The sequence below is a fragment of the Pseudorhodoferax sp. Leaf274 genome, assembly GCF_001422445.1.
Lineage (GTDB): Bacteria > Pseudomonadota > Gammaproteobacteria > Burkholderiales > Burkholderiaceae_C > Pseudorhodoferax.
The window spans coordinates 134,772-146,290 of sequence record NZ_LMNA01000002.1 but is presented as its reverse complement, the minus strand read 5'-3'; the positions used below and the strand labels follow the sequence as shown (position 1 = coordinate 146,290).

General features: G+C 70.0%; 8 protein-coding genes. 3 read left to right on the top strand and 5 right to left on the bottom strand.

The genetic code is table 11. The annotated features are described in order from the left end of the window. Nucleotides 1–80: 80 nt before the first annotated feature. From ASF44_RS06245 to ASF44_RS06235, 3 genes are all read left to right on the top strand, one after another. Nucleotides 81–2,375 (top strand): ABC transporter ATP-binding protein, encoded by a 2,295-nt coding sequence (locus ASF44_RS06245; RefSeq protein ID WP_056898448.1) that lies wholly within the window; start codon nucleotides 81–83, stop codon nucleotides 2,373–2,375. After that, nucleotides 2,375–2,833, top strand: coding sequence for a DUF1854 domain-containing protein (locus ASF44_RS06240; RefSeq protein ID WP_056898350.1), 459 nt, complete (start codon nucleotides 2,375–2,377; stop codon nucleotides 2,831–2,833). Before ASF44_RS06245 ends, ASF44_RS06240 begins: the two co-directional genes overlap by 1 nt. Before the next feature lie 137 nt (nucleotides 2,834–2,970). Then, nucleotides 2,971–3,690, top strand: a complete 720-nt coding sequence (locus ASF44_RS06235; protein ID WP_156374373.1) for a hypothetical protein — start codon at nucleotides 2,971–2,973, stop codon at nucleotides 3,688–3,690. A gap of 54 nt (nucleotides 3,691–3,744) precedes the next feature. Here the strand turns inward: ASF44_RS06235 and ASF44_RS06230 are convergent, their stop codons facing one another. From ASF44_RS06230 to gspD, 5 genes are all read right to left on the bottom strand, one after another. Beyond that, nucleotides 3,745–5,529 carry an ABC transporter ATP-binding protein/permease gene (locus ASF44_RS06230; RefSeq protein ID WP_056898348.1) on the bottom strand — a complete coding sequence of 595 codons (1,785 nt, stop codon included), beginning with the start codon at nucleotides 5,527–5,529 and terminating at the stop codon, nucleotides 3,745–3,747. A 69-nt stretch (nucleotides 5,530–5,598) separates the two neighbouring features. Then, a complete protein-coding gene (locus ASF44_RS06225; protein ID WP_056898347.1) occupies nucleotides 5,599–6,507 on the bottom strand; it encodes a 5'-nucleotidase in 909 nt (302 codons plus the stop codon). A gap of 4 nt (nucleotides 6,508–6,511) precedes the next feature. Next, nucleotides 6,512–7,741 carry a type II secretion system inner membrane protein GspF gene (gene gspF, locus ASF44_RS06220; protein ID WP_056898346.1) on the bottom strand — a complete coding sequence of 410 codons (1,230 nt, stop codon included), beginning with the start codon at nucleotides 7,739–7,741 and terminating at the stop codon, nucleotides 6,512–6,514. A gap of 10 nt (nucleotides 7,742–7,751) precedes the next feature. After that, the gene (locus ASF44_RS06215) at nucleotides 7,752–9,140 is read right to left on the bottom strand and encodes a GspE/PulE family protein (RefSeq protein WP_056898345.1); all 1,389 of its coding nucleotides are present in this window, start codon (nucleotides 9,138–9,140) and stop codon (nucleotides 7,752–7,754) included. Then, on the bottom strand, nucleotides 9,140–11,515 hold the full coding sequence (gspD, locus tag ASF44_RS06210) for a type II secretion system secretin GspD (RefSeq protein WP_056898344.1): 2,376 nt from the start codon (nucleotides 11,513–11,515) through the stop codon (nucleotides 9,140–9,142). Before gspD ends, ASF44_RS06215 begins: the two co-directional genes overlap by 1 nt. Between the last annotated feature and the right edge of the window lie 4 nt (nucleotides 11,516–11,519).

The following is an 11,519-nucleotide window of genomic DNA, read 5'->3' as shown; positions in this document are numbered from 1 at the left end:
GGCCGCCTGGCGCGTTGTGGGTGGCCGCCGGGCTGGCCCGGACGGGCTTCGGCGAGAATTTCGCGCCTCATTCGTTCAACATGCATCATCCACATCAGGTCGACCTTTCCAGTTCTTCGACGCTCCAGTCCGCACTCAAGGCCGAACTGGCAGGCGGTGAAAACGTAACAGCCAGCGTGGCGGTTGACCTGGATGCGCAACTGCGTTTTTCATCCGGCCTGCTGGCGCTGACGGAACACCGCCTCATCGCTGTCGCCAGCGGGACGGATGGGCCGCAGGTCCAGAGTTGGCCCCTGGCGCCCGGGCTGGACCTGCGCCACTCCGACCATGCCGGCGTCGGCCAGCTGGAGCTGCACGACGGCCGCCAGCGCCTCGCGCGCTGGCGTTTCACGCTGGCCGCCGACCCCCAGGCGCTGCGCCTGTTGCGCCAGTTCGAGCGCCGCGGCGCGCCGGAGCCGGCCGAGGAAGACGACGCCAGCGCCTGCCCAACGTGCCACGCGCCCCTGCCTGCAGACAGCGAAACCTGTAGCGTCTGTTTCCGTGAGTTGCATACGCCGCCTTCGACATGGGTGCTGTTGCGACTGTGGCGCTTCGCGCACCCGTACCGCATGCAATTGCTGCTGGGCTTCGTGCTGACGCTGGCCTCCACGGCGGCAACGCTCGTGCCGCCCTACCTGACGATTCCGCTGATGGACGACGTGCTGATCCCGTTCCAGAACGGCCAGCAGATCGCGCCCGGCACGGTGATGATGTACCTCGGCGGCCTGCTCGCGGCAGCGCTGTTGGGCTGGGGCCTGAACTGGTGGCGCACCTACCTGCTGGCGCTGGTGTCCGAGCGCATCGGCGCCGACCTGCGCACGGCCACCTTCGACCACTTGCTGCAACTGTCGCTCGACTACTTCGGCGGCAAGCGTACCGGCGATCTGATGTCGCGCATCGGCTCTGAAACCGACCGCATCTGCGTTTTCCTTTCGTTGCATGCGCTCGACTTCGCGACCGACGTGCTCATGATCGGCATGACGGCGGCCGTTCTGTTCTCCATCCACCCCGGACTGGCGCTGGTCACGCTGCTGCCGCTGCCCTTCATCGGCTGGATGATCCATGTGGTGCGCGACCGCCTGCGCACCGGGTTCGAGAAGATCGACCGGGTCTGGTCCGACGTCACCAGCGTGCTGGCCGACACCATTCCCGGCATCCGCGTGGTCAAGGCGTTTGCGCAGGAGGGGCGCGAGGCCCAGCGCTTTCGCGATGCCAACCAGCGCAACCTGGAGGTCAACGACCGGCTCAACAAGACCTGGTCGCTGTTCACGCCCACGGTGTCGCTGCTGACCGAGATCGGCCTGCTCGTGGTCTGGGCCTTCGGCATCTGGCTGGTGGCGCACCAGCAGGTCACGGTCGGCGTGCTGACCGCCTTCCTGGCCTACATCGGCCGCTTCTACACGCGGCTGGACTCCATGAGCCGCATCGTCTCGGTCACGCAGAAGGCAGCGTCCGGCGCCAAGCGCATCTTCGACATCCTGGACCACCGCTCCAACGTGCCCGAGCCGGCCGAGCCCGTGGCGCTGCCGCCCGGCGGCCTGGTCGGCGGGCTGCAGATGGACGGCATCGCCTTCCGCTACGGCAACCGCTCGGTGATCCGCAACCTGTCGCTGGACATCCGTCCCGGCGAGATGATCGGCCTGGTCGGGCACAGCGGCTCGGGCAAGAGCACGCTGGTGAACCTGATCTGCCGCTTCTACGACGTCAGCGAGGGGGCGATCCGCGTCGACGGCCTGGACCTGCGCCGCCTGCGCGTGGCCGACTACCGGCGCCACATCGGCCTGGTGCTGCAGGAGCCCTTCCTGTTCTTCGGCACCATCGCGGAAAACATCGCCTACGGCAAGCCAGGCGCCACGCGCGCCGAGATCGTGGCCGCCGCGCGCGCTGCCCATGCGCACGAATTCATCCTGCGGCTGCCGCAGGGCTACGACTCTCTGGTCGGCGAACGCGGCCAGGGCCTGTCGGGTGGCGAACGCCAGCGCATCTCGATCGCGCGCGCACTGCTGATCGATCCCCGCATCCTGATCCTGGACGAGGCCACCTCGGCCGTGGACACCGAGACCGAGAAGGAAATCCAGAAGGCGCTGGACAACCTGGTGCAGGGCCGCACCACGATCGCCATCGCGCACCGGCTGTCCACCTTGCGCAAGGCCGACCGGCTGGTGGTCATGGACCGTGGCCAGGTCGTGGAGGTCGGCCCGCACGACGAGCTCATGGCGCGCCAGGGCGCGTACTGGCGCCTGTACGAGGCGCAGGTGCGGCGCATGGACGACAACGCCGACAGGATGGCCGAAATGCCGGTCAGCCACCCGGCCCACCCGGCAGGAGACGTGTGATGGACTTCGAGCTGCAACGCCATCCCATGGGCCACCTGGTGCTGCGCCTGGGCGGCACCGAGCACACCGGCGTGGTGCCGGTGCTGGCCTTTCCGCTGTCGGCGCCCGGCGAAGGGCTGTCGCTGGTCAGTACCGAGGGGCGCGAGCTGCTCTGGATCGATCGGCTGGATGCATTGCCAGGTGCGCAGCGCGCGCTGCTGGACGAGGAGCTCGTGGCGCGCGAATTCCATCCCGAGGTGCGGCGCCTGCTCAGCGTGTCCACGTTCTCCACGCCGAGCATCTGGCGCGTGGAGACCGACCGCGGCACCACCGATTTCGTGCTCAAGAGCGAAGAGGACATCCGCCGCCTGCCCGACGGCGGCCTGCTGATCGCCAGTGGCCAGGGCGTGCACTTTCGTGTGCGCGACCGGGCGGCGCTGGACCGGCCCTCGCGCCGGCTGCTCGAACGCTTCCTGTAGCCACCAGCCGGTTGTGTGAAGAAATTTGGGTCTTTTGAAGAAATAGGCCTAAATTCTGGTTCAGTTCTGCCGTTAAGACTTTCGAGGCCAGGGAAAACCGACTCCCTGACCATTCGTCCAGTCCTTTGGTGAGCGCCATGCAACTGCCTTCTGTTGATCGCACTGTGAACGGGCCGGCCGCAGCCGGTGCCGATTCGCAGCCGGCCGCCGGCAGCGCAGCTGCGGGCGCCGGTACCGTGGCCCGGGCCACACGTGAAGAAACCCGTGTGCTGCAGGAGCGCGCCGTGGCGCAGCAGCCCGAACCCTCGATGCGGGTGGAGCTGTCGGCCCAGGCCGATGCCCTGATCCGCTCCGGCCGTGTCGCCGAGGACGAGGCCGCCACCGCGGCCGGTGCCGTCATGGTGGCTGCCTCCGCCGCATCCGGTGCGGGCGGGCAGGGCGCCCAGGCCGCCGGGCAGACCGGTGCGGTTCCGCCGAAGTCCAGCATCGAGGCTGCGACCGAAGCCTTCGAGCAACGCCTGTCGGCCGACGCCGCACCCACCGCCGACACCGCCCAGGCCCTGGGCCGCTACCAGGCCACCGGCCAGAAGCCGGGCCCGGACCAGCCTTCAGGCCCGGACGACGCCGCGCCCAAGAACTGGACCGAAAAGCCCAAGGTCGAGGAAGAAAAGCCGCCCGAGCCACCCAAGGAGCCCATCTCCAAGAAGCTGCTGGACTTCCTGCAGAGCCTGTGGCGGGCTGGCGGCAACGCCATCGATGTGGCGCAGAGCGGCAACCTCACGCTCAATCCGCCCAAGGAAGCCGACGGCCCCGTCACCTACGCCGATCCCTCGGCCAAGAAGACCACCGGGTCGTGAGGCCGGCGGCCTGCGCGGCGCGCGGGTCTATTGCAGGTCGGGCGAGGCGCGCGCTCAGCGCGGCTGCAATGGCGCCTGTTCCAGTGTGAAGCGCGCCGCCGCACCATCGGCCGCCGGCACCAGCTGCCAGCTGCGGTCGTGGAAGGCCGCCACGGCCGGACGGTGCGCGATCGACAGCAGCGCGCCACCCGCCGCCTGCACCTGCGCCACGAGCTTGCCGTAGACCGCTTGCTCTGCCGCCTCGTCCAGCGCGCTGGTGGCCTCGTCCGCCAGCACCCAGCGCGGTTTCTTCAGCAGCACACGTGCCACGGCAAGGCGCTGCTGCTCTCCGCCCGAGAGCTTCTGGCTCCAGGCGTCCTGCCGGTCCAGGCTGTCCTGCAGCTGCGGTAGCTGGGCGTCGCGCAGCGCGGCGCGCAAATCGTCGTCGCGGTAGTCGGAGGCCGGCTTGGGGTAGGCCAGCGCATCGCGCAGCGGGCCGTCCGGGAAATAGGGCCGCTGCGGGATGAACATGGCGTCCGCCGGCTGCGTCACATCGCCGCTGGCATGCGGCCAGATGCCGGCGATGGCGCGCAGCAACGTGGACTTGCCGCTGCCCGACGGGCCCTTGACGAGCACCCGCTCACCCGGCTGGACCTGCAGGTCCAGGCCCGACAGGAGCCGGCTGCCATCGGGCAGGGCCAGCGCCAGATCCTGCGTGGCCAGTGCGTTGCCGCCCTGTGTGTAGCGGGCCTGCCGTCCCTCGCTGCGCGCCGCGTGGGCAGCCAGGTGCGCCTCGAAGCTGGTGAGCCGGTCGGTCGTGGCGCGCCAGACGGCGAGTTCCTGGTAGTTCTCGACGAACCAGGCCAGCGCGTTCTGCACGCGCTCGAAGGCCGACGAGATCTGCATCAGGTCGCCCAGCTGCAGCGCGCCGCTGAAGAAGCGCGGCGCCGACACCAGGAAAGGGAAGATCACCGCCGCCTGGCCGAAGAAGCTGCTGAACCAGATCAGCCGCTTCTGCGCGCGGATCAGGTCCAGGTAATTGGCCAGCACCTTGCCGAAACGCGTGTCGAGCTGCGCGCGCTCGACCGGCTCGCCGCGGTCCAGCGCGATGGCCTCGCTGTACTCGCGCACGCGCACCATGTGGTGCCGAAAGTCGGCCTCCAGCCGCTGCTGGCGGAAGTTGAGCCCGATCTGCGGCCGGCCGATCAGGTGCGTGATCAGGCTGCCGGCCAGGCAGTACAGCACCGCCATCCAGACCATGAAGCCAGGGATCTCCACATGCCGGCCGCCGAGATCGAACGCGAAGGCGCCCGACAGCCCCCACAGGATGCCGACGAAGCTCACCAGCGTGACGAAGGCGTTGAACGCGCCCATGGTCAGCGAGACCGTGTAGGTGGTGAACAGGTTCAGGTCTTCCTGGATGCGCTGGTCCGGGTTGTCGGGCGGCGTGCCGCCCTCGGCCTGGCCGTAGCGCGCCAGTTCCATGCGGTAGAAGGCATGGTCGGCCATCCAGCGCCTGAGGTAGGTGCCCGTCATCCAGGCGCGCCAGCGCATCTGCAGCAGCTGGGTCAGGTAGAAGCGGTAGACGGCCAGGATGATCATGCCGAAGGCCAGGATCGTGAAGCGGCCCAGCTGCTGCCAGAACACGGCCTGGTCGCGCTTCTCGAGCGCGTCGTAGAACACCCGGTACCAGTCGTTGTACTGCACCAGCAGCCAGACGCCGGCCAGGTTCAGCAGCACGATGGCCGCCAGCAGCCCGCGCGCGCGCCATTTCTCCTCGGACTGGAAATAGGGCAGCGACAGTGCCCAGATCTTGCGCGCCTGTGCGCGCGCCAGGCGGAATCGTTCTTGGAGTGTCATCGTGGACGCAGCCTTCGGTCGTGGTCGACCCATGCTAGCGCCCACCGGCGCGCAAGACTTACGTGCGGCTTAAACCGGCTTCGCCGGGTTGGCCACGCCGTGGCTCACATGCCCCGCCGGCACATGCCGGGCGGCCGAGCGCACGTGCGTGGTCTGGTCGTCGAAGAAGAAGTCGGGCTCGAATTCGCGCAGGAACTCGCCCTTGGGCAGTCCGCCCAGGAACATCGCCTCGTCGACCTCGATGTTCCAGTTCATGAGCGTGCGGATGGCGCGCTCGTGCGCCGGCGCACTGCGCGCCGTGACCAGCGCGGTGCGGATGCGCATGCCGGCCTTGGACGCCTGCTGCAGCCGGTGCAGCGCGGCCAGCAGCGGCTTGAACGGGCCGTCGGGCAGCGGCAGCGCGGCCTTGTCGGTCTCGTGCAGCTGGAACGCGTCCAGGCCCTTGGCCTGGAACACCTGCTCGGCCTCGTCGGAGAACAGCACCGCATCGCCGTCGAAGGCGATGCGCACCTCGTCGGGATGGTTCTTGCCCGCCTGTACCGATTCCGTCAGCACGCGCGCGGCCGGAAAGCCCTGCGCCAGCGCCTCGCGCACGTCGGCCTCGTTGGCCGACAGGAACAGGTGGGCACGCAGCGGCCGCAGGTAGCCGAACGGGTCGCGGCCCTGCGTGAACACGCCGCGCTCGAGCTTGATGCCGGCCTCGCGCACCGAGCGGAAGATGCGCATGCCGCTGACCGGATCGTTGCGCGAGAGCATGACCACCTCCACGCGCTGCTGCGCGGCGTCGTTGAACGCCAGCAGCTTGCGCACGAGCGAGAACGCCACGCCGGGGCGCGCCGGCACCTCCAGGCGCGAGAGCTGCAGCTGCATGTAGGCGCGCGCATCGCCGGCATCGAACAGCCGGTTCTCTTCCTCCAGGTCGAACAGCGCGCGCGAGGAGATCGCGACGACGAGCTTGTCTTCCAGGGTGGCGGGCATCAGGTCACCTTGCGAATTGGTTCAACTGGATGATGGGCATCAGCACCGCCAGCACGATCAGCATGACGACCAGGCCCATCGCCACGATCAGCAGCGGCTCCAGGATGGTGGCCAGCGCCATCGCGCGGCGCTGCACCTCGCCGCCGATCTGGCGCGCGGCGCGCTGCAGCATGGTGGGCAGCTCGCCCGTCTGCTCGCCCAGGCGCGCGAACATCGAGACCAGGCCCGGGAAGCGCTTCTTCTGCGCCAGCGCCGAGGCCAGCGGCGCGCCCTCGCGCACCGCCACCAGCGCGTCCAGCGCGTCGGCGCGCATGGCGCGGTTGTTGAGCGTCTCGGCCGCGGCCTGCAGCGCGCGCAGGATGGGTACGCCGGCAGCGGCCAGCATGGCCAGCGTGCTCGTGAAGCGGGCCGCGTTGTAGCCCGCGGCCAGCTTGCCGATCAGCGGCAGGCGCAGCACCATCGCGTCGAAGCGCTGGCGCACCGCCTCGGCGCGCAGCGACAGCCGCAGGCCCACGCCGCCAGCCAGCAGCAGCAGCGCGATCCACCAGCCGTGGTTGCGCACGATGTCGCTGATGGCCAGCATGATCACCGTGAGGATGGGCAGTGCGCGCTTGGTGCCGGCGAACACGTTGGCCACCTGCGGCACCACGTAGCCGACCAGGAACATCACGATGACGATGGCCACCAGCGTCACGATGGCCGGGTACAGCGCGGCGCCGATCAGGCGCGACTTGAGTTCCTGCTGCGTCTCCAGGTCTTCGGCCAGCCGGTCGAGCACCAGGCCCAGGTGGCCGCTCTGCTCGCCCGCGCCGATCACGGCGGTGTAGATCGGGCTGAACTCGCGCGGGTGCCGGGCCAGCGCCTTGGCGAAGGACGAACCGGCGTTGACCTCAGAGCGCAGGCCGGCCAGCAGGTGGCGCTGGCGCTCGTCCTCGGCCTCCTCGGTCAGCGCGGTCAGCGCACGCTCGAGCGGCAGGCCGGCGGAGACCAGGCCGGCGATCTGGCGCGTCCAGACCGACAGCGCCGTGCCGCGGAACACGCGGCCGGCGAACAGCCCGCGCGAGCGTGGCGGCGCCTCGCCCACGCCCTGGCCGGAGCCCACCGGTTCCACGGCCAGCGGCACCAGCGCCTGGGCGCGCAGCATGCTGCGCGCCGAGCGCGCGGTGTCGGCCTCCAGCACGCCCTTGCGGGTGGCGCCTTCGGCATCGACGGCTTCGAATGCGTAAGCGGGCATCTGTGCTGTTCTAGTCGCGCGTCACGCGCAACAGCTCTTCGCGCGAGGTGATGCCGGCCGCGACCAGCCGCTCGCCGTCCTCGCGCATCAGCTGCATGCCGTTGCGCTGCGCCGCCGCGCGGATGTCGGCCTCGGACGCGCGGTTGTGCACCTGCGCGCGGATGGCGTCGTCGGCCACCAGCAGTTCGAACACGCCGGTGCGGCCCTGGTAGCCGGTGTGGCCACAGGCCTCGCAGCCGGGCCCGCGGCATGTGGTGCACAGCTTGCGCACCAGGCGCTGGGCCTGCACGCCCAATAGCGAGGAGCTCAGCAGGAAGGGCTCCACGCCCATGTCGATCAGCCGCGTCACGGCGCTGGCGGCGTCGTTGGTGTGCAGCGTGGCCAGCACCAGGTGGCCCGTCAGCGAGGCCTGGATGGCGATCTGCGCGGTCTCGAAGTCGCGGATCTCGCCGATCATGATCACGTCCGGGTCCTGCCGCAGGATGGCGCGCAGGGCCTTGGCGAAGGTCAGGTCGATCTTGGCGTTGACCTGGGTCTGCCCGATGCCGGGCAGCTCGTACTCGATCGGGTCTTCCACCGTCATGATGTTGCTGCGGCTGGCGTCGAGTTCGCTCAGCGCGGCGTACAGCGTCGTGGTCTTGCCCGAGCCGGTGGGGCCGGTCACGAGGATGATGCCGTGCGGCTGGGCGATCAGCGCCTGCAGCTGGTGCAGCGCCTCGCCCTGCATGCCGACGGAGGTGAGGCTGATGCGCTCGCTGGATTTGTCGAGCAGCCGCAGCACGGCGCGTTCGCCGTGCGCGCTGGGCAGCGTGGACACGCGCACGTCCACCGCACGCGTGCCGATGCGCAGGCTGATGCGCCCGTCCTGCGGCAGGCGCTTCTCGGAGATGTCGAGCTCGGCCATGATCTTGAGGCGCGAGATCAGCGCGGCGTGCAGCGCGCGGTTGGGCTGCACCACCTCGCGCAGCGTGCCGTCCACGCGGAAGCGCACGCTGGAGTGGCGCTCGTACGGTTCGATGTGGATGTCGCTGGCGCCGTCGCGCGCGGCCTGCGTGAGCAGCGCGTTCAGCATGCGGATGATGGGCGCGTCGTCGGAGGTCTCCAGCAGGTCTTCCACCGCCGGCAGCTCCTGCATCATGCGTGAGAGATCGGCATCGCTTTCCACGTCGCTGAGCACGGCCGCGGCATTCGATTCGCCCTGGGCATAGGCCACGCTGATGCGCTGGGCCAGCGCGGCCTGGGCCAGCGACTGCACATGGCGCACCGGGTGCTTGCGCATGACCTCGGCCACGGCGGTCGGCGGCGTGGCCGGGTGCAGCCACAGCGTGAGCTCGCCGAGGTTGTCTTCCAGCAGCAGCTGCTGGCTGCGGGCGAAGGCGTAGGGAAGCGGGTGGCGCATCACTGCGGGTTCACGGGCTGCGGCGTGCTGCCCGGCGGCTGGGTTTGCAGGTTGGTAGAGGGCGGCAGCAGCGGCGCGGGCACCGCGGCCGCGGCCGGGGTGAGCCGGCGCAGCGGCTGCTCGGGCAGCACCGGCGCCTCGTTCACGCGCACCAGCGAACTCTCCTTGGGCTGTGCCTGTTGCTGGCCCACGCGCATGAGGTCGTAGCGGTCCATGGACAGGGCTTCGGCCGACTGGTTGTCGCGCACCACCACGGGGCGCAGGAACACCATCAGGTTGGTCTTCTTGCGCGTGCGGGCCTCGCTGCGGAACAGGTTGCCGAAGATCGGGATGTCGCCGACGCCGGGCACCTTCTCCTGGTTGCCGGAGTACTGGTCCTGCAGCAGGCCGCCCAGCACGACGATGGAGCCGTCGTCCACCAGCACCGTGGATTCGATCGCACGCTTGGTCGTGGTCGGCCCGTTCGCGGCGTTCTCGGTGCCCGACTTCACGTTCGAACTCTCCTGGTAGATCACCATCTTCACGGTGCCGTTCTCGTTGATCTGCGGCCGCACGCGCAGCGTCAGGCCCACGTCCTGGCGCTCCACGGTGGTGAACGGGTTGACCGTGGTGGTGGAGCTGCTGTTGGTGTAGGAGCCCGTCACGAACGGCACGTTCTCGCCGATGATGATGCGCGCCTCCTCGTTGTCCAGCGTCAGCAGGTTGGGCGTGGACAGCACGTTGCCGTCGCCCTGGGACTCCAGGAACCGCGCCAGGAAGCCCAGCACGCTGTTGCCGTTCTTCTGGTAGATGTAGCCCAGGTTGGCGCCCGTGGACGGCACGGCGGTCTGCCCCGTCGTCGTGGTGCCGGAGCCGTTGATGAGGCCGGGCGCGATGGTGAAGATGTTCTTGCCGCCCACGCTGAAGTTGGTGCCCAGCGCCGCGAGGTTGGTGCCGCCCAGCAGGGCCGACCACTGGATGCCGAACTCGGCCGCCTTCTCGGCGTTGACCTCCACGATCAGGCTCTCCACCAGCACCTGGGCGCGCCGGCCGTCGAGCCGGTCGATGACGGCGCGCAGCTGGCGGTACTGCGGCTCGGGCGCCGAGATGATCAGCGAGTTGGTGGAGGGGTCGGCCTGGATCTGGCCGCCGGTCGAGGGCTGGTTGCTGTTGCCCTGGCTCAGGCTGCCGGCGCCCATGCTCGATCCGAAGCTGGAGCTGGAGCTGCTGCCCAGGCCGGCGCTGCTGGAGCTGTTGTTAGAGCCCAGCGAGGTCTGCATCGTGCCCAGGTTCGACGAGCCGCTGCTGGGCAGGCTGCCGCTGCCCTGCGCGCCGCTGCCGCCGGCGTTGCCCGCGCTGATCGCCGCGCGCAGCGTGGCGGCCAGCTTCACCGCGTCGGCGTTCTTGAGGTAGACCACGTGGATGTTGCCCGTCGCGGCACTGGAGCCCGGTGCTGGCGGCTGGTCCAGCCGCGCCACCAGCGAGCGGATCAGGTTCATGCGCGCGGCGTTGCTGGCGCGCACCACCAGCGCGTTGCTGCGCGGCTCCGCCATCATCGTGGTGCGGTACGAGGTGTCCGCGGCCTGGCCGGCCGCCGGCGCCGCCGTGCCGCCGCCGCTGCCGGGCTCGATCAGGCGCGACACCAGCGGCGCCAGGTCGCTGGCGATGGCATGGCGCAGCGGGATCACCTCCACGTCCGTGGCGTTGGAGACGTCCATCGCCGCGATCACGCGGGCCAGCCGGCGCAGGTTGTCGGCGTAGTCGGTGATGACCAGCGAGTTGGTGCCGGGGTTGGCGTTGATGGTGTTGTTGGGGCTGATCAGCGGGCGCAGCACCGGCACCAGGTTGTTGGCGCTCTCGTGGTTGAGCCGGAAGATCTGCGTGACGATCTGGCTGCCGCTGGGCAGGCCATCGTCGCCGCCCTCGCTCACCCGGACCGGGCCGCCCTGCAGCTTGGCATCGGCCTCGGGCACCACCTTGTCGAGCCCGGCGGCGTCGACCACGGTGAAGCCCTGCATGCGCAGCGCCGCGATGAACTGGCTGTAGGCCACCGAAGGCGGCACCGGCTGGTCCGTCGACAGGTTCATCGTGCCCTTGACGCGCGGGTCCACCACCACGTTGCGCCCCGTGATGGTGGCCATGGTGCGCGCCACGGCCTCGATGTCGGCGTTCATGAAGTTCAGCGTGACCGGGTCGCCGCGGCGCGGGCCGCTGGGCACCAGGCTCACGGTGCTGGGGCCGGTGGCGCCCTGCGGCACCACGGCCGGCGCGCCGGGCTGGGGCGGTGCCGGTGGCACCTGGGCCAGCGCCGCCGCGGCGCTGCACAGCAGGGCGGCGGCGAGCGCGCAGGCGCGCGGAGTCGGGTGGGCGGGGCGTCGGTTCAGGAAGGAGTGCATCGGG